General features: G+C 66.6%; 12 protein-coding genes. 10 read left to right on the top strand and 2 right to left on the bottom strand.

Annotated features, from left to right (window positions below):
* Window positions 1-85: 85 nt before the first annotated feature.
* Window positions 86-1,966, bottom strand: coding sequence for a hypothetical protein (locus tag CYR75_RS14610; RefSeq protein ID WP_158644675.1), 1,881 nt, complete (start codon window positions 1,964-1,966; stop codon window positions 86-88).
* 597 nt (window positions 1,967-2,563) lie between these two features.
* On the opposite strand from CYR75_RS14610, the gene CYR75_RS14605 reads away from it, so the two are divergent.
* The 10 genes from CYR75_RS14605 to CYR75_RS14560 all read left to right on the top strand — a co-directional run bounded on the left by CYR75_RS14605 (window position 2,564) and on the right by CYR75_RS14560 (window position 12,764).
* Entirely contained in the window at window positions 2,564-3,151 is a 588-nt protein-coding gene (locus CYR75_RS14605; protein ID WP_158644674.1) for a helix-turn-helix transcriptional regulator, read from the top strand.
* Window positions 3,151-3,684, top strand: a complete 534-nt coding sequence (locus CYR75_RS14600; protein ID WP_225972760.1) for a hypothetical protein — start codon at window positions 3,151-3,153, stop codon at window positions 3,682-3,684. The genes CYR75_RS14605 and CYR75_RS14600 overlap by 1 nt, the downstream gene beginning before the upstream one ends.
* 82 nt (window positions 3,685-3,766) lie before the next feature.
* Window positions 3,767-4,120 (top strand): hypothetical protein, encoded by a 354-nt coding sequence (locus CYR75_RS14595; RefSeq protein ID WP_101500702.1) that lies wholly within the window; start codon window positions 3,767-3,769, stop codon window positions 4,118-4,120.
* Window positions 4,117-6,327, top strand: coding sequence for a NosR/NirI family protein (locus tag CYR75_RS14590; RefSeq protein WP_101500701.1), 2,211 nt, complete (start codon window positions 4,117-4,119; stop codon window positions 6,325-6,327). The genes CYR75_RS14595 and CYR75_RS14590 overlap by 4 nt, the downstream gene beginning before the upstream one ends.
* A gap of 2 nt (window positions 6,328-6,329) precedes the next feature.
* Window positions 6,330-8,261 carry a TAT-dependent nitrous-oxide reductase gene (gene nosZ / locus CYR75_RS14585; protein ID WP_101500700.1) on the top strand — a complete coding sequence of 644 codons (1,932 nt, stop codon included), beginning with the start codon at window positions 6,330-6,332 and terminating at the stop codon, window positions 8,259-8,261.
* Window positions 8,261-9,601, top strand: coding sequence for a nitrous oxide reductase family maturation protein NosD (locus CYR75_RS14580; protein WP_101500699.1), 1,341 nt, complete (start codon window positions 8,261-8,263; stop codon window positions 9,599-9,601). Before nosZ ends, CYR75_RS14580 begins: the two co-directional genes overlap by 1 nt.
* Window positions 9,567-10,466 (top strand): ABC transporter ATP-binding protein, encoded by a 900-nt coding sequence (locus tag CYR75_RS14575; RefSeq protein WP_101500698.1) that lies wholly within the window; start codon window positions 9,567-9,569, stop codon window positions 10,464-10,466. Before CYR75_RS14580 ends, CYR75_RS14575 begins: the two co-directional genes overlap by 35 nt.
* Window positions 10,463-11,284, top strand: a complete 822-nt coding sequence (locus CYR75_RS14570) for an ABC transporter permease (RefSeq protein WP_101500697.1) — start codon at window positions 10,463-10,465, stop codon at window positions 11,282-11,284. Before CYR75_RS14575 ends, CYR75_RS14570 begins: the two co-directional genes overlap by 4 nt.
* Window positions 11,281-11,841: a nitrous oxide reductase accessory protein NosL gene (locus CYR75_RS14565; RefSeq protein ID WP_101500696.1), complete on the top strand. Its 561-nt coding sequence runs from the start codon at window positions 11,281-11,283 to the stop codon at window positions 11,839-11,841. The genes CYR75_RS14570 and CYR75_RS14565 overlap by 4 nt, the downstream gene beginning before the upstream one ends.
* The gene (locus CYR75_RS14560; RefSeq protein WP_101500695.1) at window positions 11,838-12,764 is read left to right on the top strand and encodes an FAD:protein FMN transferase; all 927 of its coding nucleotides are present in this window, start codon (window positions 11,838-11,840) and stop codon (window positions 12,762-12,764) included. Before CYR75_RS14565 ends, CYR75_RS14560 begins: the two co-directional genes overlap by 4 nt.
* Before the next feature lie 162 nt (window positions 12,765-12,926).
* On the opposite strand, the gene CYR75_RS14555 is transcribed toward CYR75_RS14560, so the two are convergent.
* A complete protein-coding gene (locus CYR75_RS14555) occupies window positions 12,927-15,995 on the bottom strand; it encodes a molybdopterin dinucleotide binding domain-containing protein (protein ID WP_101500694.1) in 3,069 nt (1,022 codons plus the stop codon).
* Window positions 15,996-15,999: the final 4 nt, after the last annotated feature.

Below are 15,999 nucleotides of genomic sequence, written 5' to 3'. Positions count from 1 at the left end.
ATGAAACGACCCGGATGCGCAGCACTCGTTACAAAACAGGAACCCTGCGCGAAGGTGTCGCGCAGGGTCTTTTCGTGGGCGAGGGTCAGGACATGTCGTCGTCGCCGACCATGGTGGACGACATGTTGCCGCCGACCACGGTCATGTCGACCGTGTTGCCCAGTACGTTGGCGCCCATGACGATGCTCTGGTTGAACGCGCTGGTGTTCAGCAGCGCATCCGCCGAAGCGTTCGAGTAGCCGTTGACGTAGCCGTCATCGCCATTGCCCGAGCCCCAGCTTCCGGCATCGGCCCAGCCGCCATTGCCGGTCATCACCTGACCGCCCATGGCGCCATTGCCGCTGTCGAAGTTCATCGCATCGCCGCCCCAGGCCGTGCCGCCATCCGCCGAAGCGCTGCCGGTTCCGCCGCCCGAGGTCGCACCGGTCGAGCCGCCCATGGCGTCACCCGCCATGGCCGCAGCCATCCCGGTGCCAGCGCCGCCGGCGCTGCCGCCGTCGCCGCCCATGCCCATCGCATTGCCCATCCCGGCGCCCATGCCGTCGCCGGCCAGAGCTTCACCGATCAGGGTGTCGATGTCGGTCGCCGCGGCGCCAAGGCCGTAGCCGCCGGCACCCGCCCCGCCGTTGCCGCCTGCGCCGACACCGCCGCCGGCAGCGCCGTCGCCATTGCTGGCCCCGCCGTCACCGCCATTGCTGTCGCCCAGGTTGCCCAGCCCGACCAGGCCAAGGCCCAGACCCGCGCTGGTGGCCGCGCCACCGGCTCCGCCGTCGCCGGCATCGCCGCCGTCGCCAGCGTCACCGCTGTCGCCGCCATCCGCGCCGTCGCCGCCCATGCCGGCACCCAGAGCACCGGTCGCGCCGATGGTTGCGGCCTGACCGCCATCGGCGTCACCGCCGAGGCCCGCGCCGACACCCACGCCCAGCGCGCCACCGGCTGCGCCATTCGCGGTGCCGCCGATCCCGGCTGCCAGCGCCGCGGCCGTGGCGTCGCCGCCCGTCGCGTTGCCAGCCTCGGCGCTGGTGCTGCCACCATTGCCGGTGCGGGCGCTTGCGCCTTCGGCATCGCCGTCACCGCCGCTGGCCCGTGCCGAGCCGCTGCCGCCATTGGCATTGCCCGCAGCGCCACCGGTGCCACCGATCGGATCGGCGTCGATGCCGTCTTCAGCCGTGGCGGTGCCGCCCGTGCTGTCGCCGTTCTGGTTGAACGTGCCACCGTCATTCGACACGTTCGGGTTGTTCAGCGTGTCGTTGTCGCGCAGGTTCGAGGATTGCGACAGGACGTTGGCCGAATCGTTCCCGGCCCCGTTCAACGAGTTGTTGAGCAGGTTCTCGATGTTGGTGTCGTGGGTGTTCATCTTGCCGTCGCGGATGATGTTCAGGTTGCCCATCGTGCCGCTGAAGTTGTTGAAGTCGAGATCGGCAAAATCATTGTCGGTCGGCACCCAGCCATCCAACCCGAAATCGACATTGGTGTTCACGGTGGTATTGACCGCCGTATTCACCGCCGTATTGACATCGGTGTCCTGCGTCGAACTGTTCGTCGCATTGTTGTTGGCGTTGGTATTGGAGTTGCTGTTGTTGTTGGCCGTATTCGACGCGCCGTTATTCGCGGCGTTGTCCGAATAGTTCTTGGCGCCATTGAACGAGTTGTTCATGGCGTCGTTATGGGCGCCGTTATTGGCACCGTTATTGGCGCTGTTGCCAGCACCGTTATGCGCGACATTCCCGTTCAGGTTGAGATTGCCGTTCAGATTCCCGTTGGCGTTGCCATTCAGGTTACCGCTGGCATTGCCATTGGTATTGTCGTTGTCGTTGTTGTTGTCAGAATTGTTCGTCTGACTTTGGGTCTGATCCTGGTTCTGATCCTGGTTCTGCGAACCAGATCCGTGGCTTGGATGTCCCGGCCCGTGCGGAAGACCGTGCGTGGGCAGGGTGAACAGGTTCATGTTGCGGCTACCAGCCATGTTACTCGCTCCCAAGTTTGAACGGGCATGGCCAAATAAATCACAAGCCGCCCGTTCGTTTCACAGTGGATATAGCGGGACCGCCCAGTCGCCGAGCAACTGCTCACCGCATTCGCGGCGCGTCTGTCCGATTTCCGCTGCTTTCCAGATTCAACCCCCACTTCGGCTGAAACGGCGCGTCCCGGCGTTGCAAATGCCAGATCCGCTGAGAGTAGAGTAAACGCCGTTCAGAAATTGTTAATAGCCGGAAATAGAGACTAACCCGCTCGGCCTATGACTTATGGTCCGGGGAATTAGTCCCCCTGGTCGAATTGCTATGGTGGGGGCAAATGATCCGGGGCGCGGGGGCCATTGTAGGACTAGTTCATTCGGCTAGGTCATTCCTGACCGAATTGACGATGTCTTTGTGCAGGCGATTCACCCAGTTCCGCGGAAAGCTGGAAATTTCTTGCCAATGTGTTAACATTCGTCATCTGCTGTGTGGGTCACTAGTTCCGGGGAGGAGAGATGTCTATGCCGGATCGCGGCGAGCAGACCTGTGCGCCTGGAACTCCCTCAGTCCTGTTTGTCGGAAAATCATCCAACTTCTCGCCCAGATTGATCGCCGCCACGGGGCAGGATCTGGACGATGTGCAGCTTTCGGTGGTGCCGGACCCCGACTTTCTGACCGATTTCGCCGCCACCCAGGACCGCGCGCCCAATTTGGTTGTCATGGATGAACAGACACTTGGCAGCCTGACCGACAGCCAGCTGGAACAGCTGAACGCGCTGCACTGGACGGCGCTGGCGCTTGCCTACAACTCGATCGGCTATGCCGCGACCAGCTATCGCACCGTGCTCGCGCCCCGGAACGGCAGCGTCTTCGCGCTGAACACGCGACTCGATCTGTGGGTGACGATTCTGCGGCTGATTCTGCATGGCGGGGTCTATGTCTGCCCGCATGTGGTCCATCACGCCCCGCCCCCGGTGCCTGATGGTGATGACGGCGCGCGGCTGGACATCACCCTGACCCCGCGCCAGCGCGAGGTGATGAAGCTCGTCTCCGAAGGGCGCTGCAACAAGGAAATCGCCGCCACGCTTGGCCTGTCGGAACACACGGTCAAGCTGCACCTGCACAACGCCAACCGCCGTCTGGGTGCCAGCAACCGGACCGAGGCGGCCATGCGGTTCCGGTCGATCCGCTGATGAGCGCCCCCGAAAAGCCTGCCCAGCCCACCCCCGACCCGGCCGAGATGCAGGCCCGGCTGGATGATGTCCTGCTGCGCGTCGGGCGGCTGAACTATGTCTGGAGCAATACCGAAAGCCTGCTGATCCACCTGATCGCCGGGCTGACCGGCATGACGCAGCAGCAGTCGGTGGTGGTGTTCCTGTCGCTTGGCGGGACCAAGGGCCGCGTCGATCTGGTCGAGCGGCTGGCCAAGCTGGACGGCACCGACAGCGCGCTGCGCGACCGGCTGCTGCCGCTGATGGGACGCTTCTCGCGGCTGTCGGCCTCGCGCAATCGTTACAATCACAGCATCTGGTCCTTTGCCGAGGATGGCTCGATCTCGACCATCCTCATGCGCATCGCGGACCGCCGCGACCGCATCCGCATGGGCGCGCGCGAGGCGCTGGATGACGAGGAATTGCGCCGCATCGACACCGTGATCCAGGACCTGTCCGAGCTGAACCGCGAGATCTGGCTGTTCCTGCAAGAGACCGGCTTTCCCATCGAATAGCGGCGGGCGGGCGCAGGCCGCCGGCGATTCCAGCGTTGACCTAGATCAATGCCATCGGGCGCGCCGCTTCTATGTTTGCGCCATGGAATCGCTGCGCCGCGTCTTGATGATCGTCACCGCCTTGTGCCTTGCCCTCGCCGTCCCGGCCGGGGCGGCCATGGCGGGCACGCAGCTGGTCACGATTTGCGGTGACGCTGGCGCGCAGACGATTCGCGTCGACCAGAACGGCACCCCGGTTTCAGACGACGCGTGCGAACAGGGCCATTGCGCGGCCTGCCTCGTCCACGCCGCCCCACCGCCCACCGCCCAAAGGGCGGCGGCCCGGCCCACCGCGACCGCGCTGCCGCGCCCCGTGGCGCCGGTGCAGATCCTTCATTCCGCAACGCCACGTCACTGCCCCGCGCGAGGGCCCCCGTCGCCGCAGGATACCATATGACTATCGCTTACCGCTTTGCCGCCGCTTTCGCCCTCTCCCTGTTGCTTTCGCTGGTCCTGATCCTGCCAGCCTCGGCGGCATCGGTCCTGTCGCAGTTCCTGCCCGAGGAAAGCGCCGCCGAACTGGCGCCGGGTGCCGACAGCTTCGGCCCGATCCGTGACGACATGCCCATCGCGCCGGTGCTGAAGGGCGGCGAGACCATTGGCTGGGCCTTCGTGACCAGCGATTTCGTCGGCACGACCGGCTATTCGGGCAAACCCATCCACACCCTTGTTGCTGTCGGCCCGGATGCCAAGGTGCTGGGCGTCAAGCTGGTCAAGCACTCGGAACCCATCGTGCTGATCGGGATTCCCGACGCCAAGATGCGGGCGCTGGCGGCCGATTACGCCGGTCTCGATTTGGTGGCCGAGGCCGCGGCGGGCGGCTCGGCGCATGATCTGAACATCATCTCCGGCGCGACCGTGACGGTCATGGTCATCGACGATTCCATCGTGCGTTCCGGCCTGCAGGTGGCGCGGGCGCTGGGTCTGGGCGGGCTGTCCGTCGAGGCCGAATCTACCGGCCCGCAATACGAGATCAACGCCGATGCCGAACCGGTGGACAGCTGGGCCGAGGCCGAGGGCGACGGCACCGTGCGCAAGCTGTCCCTGACCGTGGGCGAGATCAACGAAGCCTTCGATGCCCACCCCGACACCCGCGCCTCGCAGCGCCCAATCAACGAGCCGCCCGAGGCCAGCTTCATCGACATGCACGCGGCCCTGGTCAGCCTGCCGACCATTGGCCAGCCACTGCTGGGACCGGCGGAATATGCCAACCTGGAAAGCTGGCTGGAAGAGGGCGACAGCGCGCTGCTGATCGTCGGCAGCGGGATCTATAGCTTCAAGGGTTCGGGCTATGTCCGGGGCGGCATCTTCGACCGCATCCAGCTGGTGCAGGGCGACGTCTCGGTCCGCTTCCACGACAAGCAGCACCGCCGCGCCAGCGTGGCCCCTGCCGACGCGCCCGAATTCAAGGAAATGGACCTGTTCCGCATCCCGGCGGATAGCGGGTTCGACCCGACCCAGCCCTTCCGCATCCAGCTGCTGGTCCAGCGCGACGTGGCGGCCATCGAAAAGGCGTTCCTGACCTTCGACCTCGATTACCGCCTGCCCGAGCGCTATCTGACCGAGCTTGCGCCCGTCCCCCCGACGCCCGAGGTCGCGGCCGCGCAGGACGCTGCCAAGACCGACGAATCGACCGCGCAGGCGCAGCTGTGGAAGCGCATCTGGGACGGCAAGAAGCCGCAGATCATCGTGCTGACGGCGATGCTGACGGTGCTGACCGGGGCCTTCTTCTTCCAGGAATACCTGACCCGGTCCGAACGCGCGGTCTATTGGTTCCGCATGTCCTTCCTGACCGTCACGCTGGTCGTGCTGGGCTGGATGTGGAACGCGCAGCTTTCGGTCGTGAACATCATGGCGCTGGCGAACTCGCTGGCGACGGGGTTCTCGTGGCAGGCCTTCCTGCTCGACCCGCTGACCTTCATCCTGTGGTTCGCGGTGGCGGCGGCGCTGATCTTCTGGGGACGCGGGGCCTATTGCGGCTGGCTGTGCCCCTTTGGCGCGCTGCAGGAACTGCTGAACCAGATCGGCCGCCGGCTGGGCATCCCGCAATACACCCTGCCCTGGGGCCTGCATGAACGCCTGTGGCCGGTGAAATACATGATCTTCCTGGGCCTGTTCGGCGTCTCGCTGGCGTCGCTGGATTATGCCGAGCGGCTGGCCGAGGTCGAGCCGTTCAAGACCGCGATCATCCTGAAATTCGTCCGCGCCTGGCCCTTTGTGGTCTATGCGGTCGGCCTGCTGATGGCGGGGCTCTTCGTCGAACGCTTCTATTGCCGCTATCTGTGCCCGCTGGGGGCCGGTCTGGCGATCCCGGCACGAATCCGGATGTTCGACTGGCTGAAACGCTATAAGGAATGTGGCAACCCGTGCCAGACCTGCGCCAATGAGTGCTTCGTTCAGGCCATCCACCCCACCGGCGAGATCAACCCGAACGAATGCCTGAACTGCATGCATTGTCAGGTTCTGTATCACAGCCACACGAAATGCCCGGTCGTCATCAAGCGCGACAAGCGCCGTGCCAGCCTGGCGAAACCGCCCATGCCGGACCTGTCCCCGCGCGAGGGCCTGTCCAATCATCCGAACATGCAACACAAGGGAGCATGACAATGACCGACCACACGAAATCCGGCATCAGCCGCCGCGGCCTGCTGGGCGCGACCGCGACCGGCGCCGTCCTGGGCGGCGTCGGCATCGGCGGCACCGCCGCGCTGCTGACCGGGGGCGCCAAGCCCGCCGCCGCCGCGACCGAGGGCGCCAGCTGGAACCCCAAGCCGGGCGAGCTGGACGAATATTACGGCTTCTGGTCCTCTGGCCAGACCGGCGAGGTCCGCATCCTGGGCATCCCGTCCATGCGCGAACTGATGCGCATCCCGGTCTTCAACCGCTGCTCGGCCACCGGCTGGGGCCAGACCAACGAGTCCAAGCGGATCATCAAGGAAAACATGCTGCCCGCGACCAAGGCCTTCCTCGAGGCCAATGGCAAGGAAATGCATGACAATGGCGACCTGCACCACCTGCACATGTCCTATACGGACGGCCGCTATGACGGCAAATACCTGTATATGCAGGACAAGGCCAATACCCGCGTGGCGCGCGTCCGCTGCGACGTGATGAAGACCGACAAGATCCTGGAAATCCCGAACGCCAAGGCCATTCACGGCATGCGTCCGCAAAAGGTGCCGTCGTCCAAATATCTGTTCTGCAACGGCGAGGATGAAGCCCCGCTGGTCAATGACGGCAGCACGATGCACGACGAATCGACCTATGTGAACATCTACACGGCGGTCGACACCGAAAGCATGCAGGTCGCATGGCAGGTGATCGTGTCGGGCAACCTCGACAACACCGATTGCGATTACGAGGGCAAATACGCCTTCTCGACCAGCTACAACTCGGAAATGGGCATGACCCAGGCCGAGATGACCTCGGCCGAGCTGGATCACGTCGTCGTCTTCAACATCCCGAACATCGAGGCAGGCATCGAAGCCGGCGATTATCAAGAGCTGAACGGCGTCAAGATCCTGGACGGGCGCAAGGAAAACGCGGCCAAGAAATACACCCGCTATATCCCGGTGCCGAACAACCCCCACGGCTGCAACATGGCGCCCGACAAGAAGCACCTGTGCATCGCGGGCAAGCTGTCGCCGACCGTGACCGTGATCGACGTGACCAAGCTGGAACCCGTGTTCAACGACGAGGCAGAGCCGGAATCGGTGATCGTGGCGCAGCCCGAACTGGGTCTGGGTCCGCTGCACACCGCCTTTGACGGTTCGGGCAACGCCTTCACCTCGCTGTTCCTCGACAGCCAGGTGGTCAAGTGGAACATCGAAAAGGCCATCGCCGCCCATAACGGCGAGAATGTCGATCCGATCATCTCGAAGCTGGACGTCCAGTATCAGCCCGGCCACCTCAAGACGACCATGGGCGAGACCCTGGACGCCGACGGCAAATGGCTGGTCTGCCTGTCCAAATTCTCGAAGGACCGGTTCCTGAACGTCGGCCCGCTCAAGCCCGAAAACGATCAGCTGATCGACATTTCGAGCGACGAGATGGTGCTGGTCCATGACGGCCCCAACTTTGCCGAGCCGCATGACGCCATCGGTGTCCACCGCTCGATCATGACCGGGATCAAGTCGGTCTGGGACCGTCAGGACCCGATGTGGGCCGAGACCCGCAAGCAGGCCGAGGCCGATGGCATCGATCTGGACGACTGGCAGGACACGGTGATCCGCGACGGCAACAAGGTCCGGGTCTACATGTCCTCGCAGGCGCCGACCTTCGCGCTGGACAGCTTCGAGGTCGAGCAGGGCGACGAGGTCACGGTGATCATCACCAACCTCGACGACATCGACGACCTGACCCACGGCTTCACCATGGGCAACCACGGCGTCGCGATGGAGATCAGCCCCCAGCAGACCTCGTCGGTGACCTTCGTGGCCGCCCGGCCGGGCGTCTACTGGTATTACTGCCAGTGGTTCTGCCACGCGCTGCACATGGAAATGCGCGGCCGCATGTTCGTCAAGCCGAAGGCGGCCTGATGATCCGCGCGCTTGCCCTTTGCCTGATCTGGGCGGTCCCTGCCGGGGCCGCCGAAATCGGGGTGCCTGCCGGCGATACCGCCGGCGGCACGGGGCTGGCGCGTGCCATCGCCGCGGCCTCGCCCGGCGATGTGCTGAAACTTGCCCCCGGCCTGCATCGTGGGCCGGTGGTGATCGACAAGGCGCTGACGCTGGATGGCGGCGACGGCGCCGCCCGGATCGACGCAGGCGGACGCGGCTCGGTCATTCAGGTGACCGCCGATGACGTGGTGATCCGCGGCCTGACGCTGACCGGATCGGGGTCGTCGCATGGCGACATCGACAGCGGCGTGCAACTGACCCGCGATGCCCACCGCGCTTTGGTCGAGAACAACCGGATCGAGGGCAATCTGTACGGCGTCGACATCCACGGTGCCGAAGACAGCATCGTGCGCGGCAACACCATCATCGGCCGCCGCGACCACCGCATGAACGACCGCGGCAACGGCATCTATGTCTGGAACGCGCCCGGCGCCGAGATCGACGGCAACGACATCCGCTATGGCCGCGACGGCATCTTCGCCAACAGCTCGCGCCGCAACATGTTCCGCAACAACCTGTTCCGCGACCTGCGCTTTGCCGTCCACTATATGTACACCCATGATTCCGAGGTCTCGGGCAATGTCTCGATCGGCAATCACCTGGGCTATGCGATCATGTATTCCGACCGCGTGCAGGTCTTGAACAATATGTCCCTGCGCGACCGCAGCCACGGCGTGATGCTGAACTTCGCCAATGGCGGCGACGTGGTGGGCAATCTGGTCCGCGGCGGGGTCGAGAAATGCACCTTCATCTATAACGCGCACAAGAACCTGATCGCGGGCAATGTCTATCAGGGCTGCGATATCGGCATCCACTTCACCGCCGGGTCCGAGCGTAACGGCTTCACCGGCAACGGATTCCTCGGCAATCGTAACCAGGTCAAATATGTCGGCAGCCGCGATCTGGAATGGTCGGTCGAGGGGCGCGGCAATTACTGGTCCGACCACCCGGCCTTCGATCTGAACGGCGACGGCATCGCCGACAGCGCCTTTCGCCCCAACGATCTGATGGACCATATCCTGTGGTCGCAACCCGCCGCTGCGCTGCTGACCGGCAGCCCGGCCGTGGCGCTGATCCGCTGGTCGCAATCCAGCTTTCCGGCCACCCTGCCCGGTGGCGTCCTGGACAGTTTTCCGCTGATGACGGCACCCGAGATCGCGGTGCCCGACGATGTGGCCGCGATGGAAGACGCGGCCAACCCTCCTTGGCTTTCAGGAAATTACGATGAACCCGAGATTGACCCTCTTGCAGCTCACTAAGCGGTTCGGCGGGGTCGCTGCACTGTCTGACGTGTCGCTGACGGTCGAACCCGGCCAGCGCGTCGCCCTGCTGGGCCATAACGGCGCCGGCAAATCCACCATGATGAAGATCATCCTGGGCCTGATCGATTTCGACAGCGGCAGCGTCAGCGTCGCCGGTGCCGCGCCCGGCAGCCGCGCCGCGCGGCAGGCGACCGCCTATCTGCCCGAAAACGTGGCCTTTCACCCGGCGCTGACCGGGGCCGAGACGGTGCGCCATTACCTGCGGCTGCGCGGCCACGACCCGCGCAAGGCCGAAGAGCTGCTGGAGCGTGTGGATCTGGCGCAGGCCATGCACCGCCGCATCGGCACCTATTCCAAGGGCATGCGCCAGCGCGTCGGTCTGGCGCAGGCGCTGATCGGCCAGCCCGCGCTGATGGTGCTGGACGAGCCGACAAGCGGCCTCGACCCGGTGTCGCGGCGCGGCTTTTATGCGCTGCTCGACGATCTGGCGACGCAGGGGACGGCGATCCTGCTTTCTTCTCACGCCTTGACCGAGGTCGAGGCCCGCACCGACCGCATCGCGATCCTGTCGCGCGGCGTCATGGTGGCCGAGGGCAGCATCGCCGAATTGCGCCGCCGCGCCGATCTGCCGGTGACGGTGACGATCACACCGCGCGACGAGGGCACCGTGCGCGCGGGCCTGCCGCAGGCGGTGGTGAACGGGCGGATGCTGACGCTGTCCGTGGCCCAGACCGACAAGCTGACGACGCTGGGTCGGATCGCGCAGCTGGGTGCGGCGGTCGAGGATGTGGACATCGCGCCCCCCACCCTTGAAGACATCTATACCCATTTCAGCCGCCCCGCTGAAAGCGAGGCCGCATGAACCGCATCCTCTCCCTCGCCGGAACCGAGTTCCGCATCGCGCTGCGCAACCGTTGGGTGGCCATCGCGGTCCTGCTGATGGCGGTGTTTTCGCTGGTGCTGTCGGCGGCGGGCTCTGCCCCCACCGGCGCGCTTGGCGCAGACCGGCTGTCGGTGGTGGTCGCCAGCCTGACCAGCCTTGCCGTCTATCTGGTGCCGCTGGTGGCGCTGCTGATGTCCTTTGACGCCGTCGCGGGCGAGGTCGAGCGTGGCACCCTGCCCCTGCTGCTGACCTATCCCGTCACCCGCGCCGAGGTGCTGGCCGGCAAGGCGCTGGCGCATCTGGCGGTGCTCGCCGTGGCGCTGGCCGTGGGTTACGGTCTGGCCGGGATCGCCGCGTTCCTCGCCGACCGCTCGGCCGTCAGTGGGCTGCCGGCGCTGCTGCGGCTGTTCTGGACGTCCGCCGTGCTGGGGCTGATCTTCATCGCGCTTGGCTATGCGCTGTCCTCGCTGGCGCGGCGTCCCTCGGGCGCGGCGGGGCTGGCGATCGGGCTGTGGCTGGGGCTGGTGGTGCTGTATGATCTGGGGCTGCTGGCCGCGGTCGTGGCCGATGGCGGCGGCGCCTTCACCACCCGCGCACTGCCCGCGCTGCTGCTGGCCAACCCGGCGGATGCCTTCCGGCTGTATAACCTCGCTGCCTCCGAAGCCACGGCCGCCGCCGCCGGTCTGGGCGGGGCGGCGAACGCGATCTCGCCGCTGGCCGCGCTTGCCGCGATGCTGGCTTGGGTGCTGGCCGCCTTTGCCGCCGCCTGGGCCGCGTTCCGCAAGGTGACGCCATGAGGGGTGCGATCCTTGCCCTGCTGCTGCTGGCCGCCTGCCGGACCGAAACCGCAGCCCTGCCCGAACCCGCGACCATGACCGAAAGCGCGGTCGGGCATTTCTGCCAGATGAACGTGCTGGAACATCCCGGCCCCAAGGGGCAGATCTGGCTCAAGGACGTGCTGTCGCCGCTGTTCTTCAGCCAGGTCCGCGACGTCGTCGCCTATCAGCGGATGCCCGAGCAAAGCCACGAGATCGTCGTCGCCTATGTCAACGACATGTCGCAGGCGCCAAGCTGGGAACATCCCGGCGTGGACAACTGGATGCGGGCCGAGGATGCGTTCTATGTCGTAGGCTCGGCCCGGGCCGGCGGGATGGGCGCGCCCGAGATCGTGCCCTTCAGCCAGCGCGCCGATGCCGATGCCTTTGCCGATCAGCATGGCGGCTCGGTCATGCAACTGGCCGAGATCCCCGACAGCGCGGCCCTGGCCCCGGTCGGCGCCGAACCTGAAAGCCCGCAGGATCAGGGCGACTACGCCGCCCGCCTGCGCGCCCTATCGAACGAGGTAAAGCCATGAAACGTCGCCGCTTTCTGACCATCACCGCCGGTCTCGCCGGCGCCAGCGCGCTGCCCGGCGCAGCGTTTGCCGCCGCATCACCGGCGGCCGAGCAGCTCTCGGTCTGGCGCGGCACGGCCATCGGCTCGGCCGCGACCATCGCCATCGCCGCCCCCGACGCGCAGGCGCATCTGGACGCCGCGCGTGCCGAGATCGCGCGGCTCGAGCAGGTCTTCAGCCTGTTCGACGCCCAGTCGCAGCTGTCGCGCCTGAACCGCGACGGCGCGCTTGAGGCCCCGGCGCTGGAACTGGTCGAATGCCTGTCGCTGGCCGGGCAGATCCATCGCGTGACCGACGGGCTGTTCGACCCAAGCGTGCAACCGCTCTGGGCCGCCTGGGCGCGTGCCGCGGCCGAGGGACGGCAGCCTACGGCCGCCGAATTGACCGCCGCGCGAAATGTCACCGGCTGGCAGCGGGTTAGCGTCGGGACCGACCGCATCGCGCTGCCGCAGGGGGCGGCGCTGACGCTGAACGGCATCGCGCAGGGCTATATCGCCGACCGGGTGGCGGCGCTGATGACCGCGCGCGGGCTGGGCGATGTCTTCATCGACAGCGGCGAGTTCCGCGCCATGGGCCGCCGCGCCCCCGACCGCGAGTGGGAAGCCACCCTGCCCGGCGGCGCCACCGCCACGCTGCGCGACCGCGCCATGGCCACGTCCTCGCCCATGGGCACCAGCTTCGACGGCAAGGCGGGGCATATCCTCGACCCCCGCAGGGGTCAGCCTGCGGGCGCGGTCTGGGGCTCGGTCACGGTGACGGCCGGACTGGCCGCAATCGCCGACGGCCTCTCGACCGCCGCCTGCCTGATGCCCGACCGCGCCAGCATCGAAGCCGCCTGCGCGAAACTGCCGGATGCGAGCCTGACGCAGGCCTTGGCGGCCTGAGCGAGGCCGGTCTGCGGCTAATCGCTGCGGTTCCAGTCAGCATCACTGTTTCAGACTGTGCGTGAGCCTGCCACACTGACAGTTGATTAGGTCCCACCCCACCCCGAAACGCCAACGGCCCGGCAGCACCTCTGCTGCCGGGCCTTTGCTTGTTTCCTTCGCTCAGATCCGCTCAATCCGCGCCGGCAGGCCCTGCCGCACCGTCGCGCCCGAGATCGGATCGACCCAGACGCCCGGCTGGTTCCGCGTCGGGTCCAGCATCCCCAGATCGTTCTGCGACACGCCGCTGGCCAGCCTTGGGTCGGCCGGGGTCACGTTGCCGTCGATGGTGATGTCGGAGGCGCCGAAGGCGCGGTGGCCAAAGCCGTGCTCGATGGCGATGGTGCCGGGGGCGACGCCTTCGCGGACCACCACCTCGGTTTCCAGATTGCCGCCCGGCGTCGACAGCCGCACCCGGTCGCCGGTGGACAGCCCATGTGCCTCGGCCACCGCCGACCCGACATGGACCGGGTTGGACCCCACGATCCGCAGCAGCACCTTGGCGCCCACGGAATACGAGTTCTGAAGCGGCGACTTGAAGCTGACCACCTTCAGCGGCCATTCGCCCGCCGGGTAGTGCTGCGCGACCGGCGTGCCATCGGCAAAGACCGGTTCGCGCCAGCCTGCCGTGCCGGGGCTGCGCTGGCCGGTCATGGCGTTTTTCGCCGCACCCACGCCCTCGTTATAGATCTGCAGGGGCTGCTGCCAGCGGTGGCGGGCCAGTTCGCCCTCGTGGCTCTGGCTCTTGTTCTCGTAGCGGCCGCCCTTGGCATAGATGGTGGCCGCGCGCCGCCATTCGTCCGGGCGCAGCACCGATTGCAGGCTGTCGAGAATCCGCGTCACGCCCGAGACCTCGATATCGTCGTCGCTGGCATCCGCGACCGGCGTTCCCAGCGAGGCCACGTTGACCGCGCCGCGCAGATAGAAATCCTCGGGCCGGTTCAGCGGGTGCAGATTGCCGTCCGCGTCGGGAATCGCGTTCTCGCCAAAGCCGGGCAGGTCCAGCCGCTTGGCCAGCGCGATCAGGAACATGTCGGAATCGATCGGCACGCCCTCGGCGGTGCGGCCGACGCGGGGTTCGATCACCGGCCAGCGCGCCGTCGTCACCTTGGTCGGCACCCCATTCCACGGCTTGGCGAAGCCCCAGCTTTCATACATCACCGTATCGGGCACGATGTAATCGGCCAGCGCCGAGCTTTCGTTGATGAAGGGGTCGATGGCCACGATCAGCGGCACCACCGCCGGATCGCGCAGCTTGTCCAGCATGTGCTGGATGCCGCCGATGCCATAGACGGGGTTGGCGTTGCGCAGGAACAGCGCCTCGACGCCGTAAGGATCGCCGCCCAGCATCGAGGCGAACCATTCGGTCGCCAGCCCCGGCGCGTTGGGATACCAAGGCGAGTTCGCCGGATAGGGCTTGCCCGCCGCCTTCGCCGCCTTGAAGGCCGAGGTCTTTTCATACGGCACGTTCCGGCCCAGAGGCAGGCCGGTCGGCACCACCTCGTTCTGCACGGTTTCCAGATCATAGACCGGACCCTTGCTGTCCGGGAACCAGCCGCCCGAGATGACCGTCCCGCCCTTGTGGTTCAGGTTGCCGATCAGCGCGTTGATCGTCATCAGCGACCAGGCGTTGTAGAAGCCAGAGCCGCTCATCATGCCGCCATGGCTGTTGACGGCGGCCTTGCGGCCGTGGCTGGTCAGCCGGTTCGCCAGATCGGCGATGGTCGCGGCCAAGATGCCGCAATCGGCGGCATAGTCGTCCAGGCTGCGTGACATCGCCTCGGCCCGCAGCAGGCTGAGGCCGGTTGCGACCTCGACCGGGCCCTGCGGCGTCTCAATCCGGCCCTGAAAGAACAGCGGCGCGGCGCGGTCGCCCGCGGCTTCGGCCCCGCCCGCAGCGGCGATGGTATAGGGGTCGGCCTCGCCGTAAGCCTCGCCCTCGACCGTCAGCCCCAGGTCAGAGCCGCGCAGATGCCGGCCGATGCGGGGGTGGTCGGGGTCGGTGATGACCAGATGGGTGGCGTTGGTCCAGTTCGCCTCGCCCGCCGCCTCGGCCGCGTCGGCGCTTGGCTGGGCCAGATAGGGCTGGTTGACGCGGTCATTTTCGAACATCCAGCGGATGATGCCCATGGCCAGCGCGCCGTCGGTGCCCGGGATGATCGGCAGCCAGCGCGCGCGCTGACCCGAGGGGCCGCTGTCGGCGTTGTTCAGCACCGGATCGACGACGACATAATCCAGCTTGCCGGTGCTGCGCGCCTCGGCCAGCAGCGCGCCGATGCGCTTGAAGGGGTTGCCGGCGTTGCCCGGCGCGGTGCCGACGAACAGGATGAACTCTGCCTCGCTGAAATCGGGCTTGGCGTGGGGCATCTTCTTGACGTCCCCGAACAGCGCCCCCGACCCCGACCGATACGAGCCGCCGCAATAAGAGCCGTGGCGGACATAGTTGGTCGAGCCGAAGCCCTGCTTCAGCCAGCGCAGGTTCATCACGTCGCGCCCGTCATCGACCGAGCTGAGCATCGCCAGACCGTTGGCGCGCGGCCCCATCTCGGGCGCGTCGGCGCGGATCGGGGTGTCCAGATCGCGGATCTCGCGCAGGCCGGCGACGCGGCCTTCGCCGAACAGATCGCCGCCGTCGCAGATTTCCGCAACCAGCTGCTCAAAGCTGATCGTCTGCCACTCGCCCGAACCACGCGGGCCGACACGCTTCAGCGGTTGCAGCACGCGGCGCGGGTTCTCGACCTGCTGCAGCACCGCATTGCCGCGCCCGCAGGCGGTCGACCGCGCGCCGTGACCCTGACGCGCGCCCACCTGCGCCATCGCCTTGAAGCTGTCGCGGACCGGCGTTTCATAGGGCAGATAATCTTTGGTGCTGAGCGGGCTATAGGGGTTGCCGGTCACCCGCAGCACGCGGTTTTCCTTGCGGTCGATCTTGACGCGCACCCCGCACATGGTCGTGCAGCCGATGCACATCGCATAGCTGACCGCGATGTCGGGGTTCAGTTCCAGATCGCCGGTCACCGGGTCGATGCTGAATTCCGGCGCCTGCGAGTTGCCGGTCAGGGCGCTGGCGGGCACGGCGCCCGCCCATTTGCCCTTGACCAGGTTGCGGGCGGTGTCGGCATAGCCCGCGCCGAAGGTGGCCAGCGCCCCGGTGGCAGCGGCGCCTTTCAGGATGTTGCGACGTGTGGACATGGGA

This window comes from Paracoccus jeotgali, from assembly GCF_002865605.1.
GTDB lineage: Bacteria > Pseudomonadota > Alphaproteobacteria > Rhodobacterales > Rhodobacteraceae > Paracoccus > Paracoccus jeotgali.
This window is presented reverse-complemented; position numbering and strand designations above follow the sequence as displayed.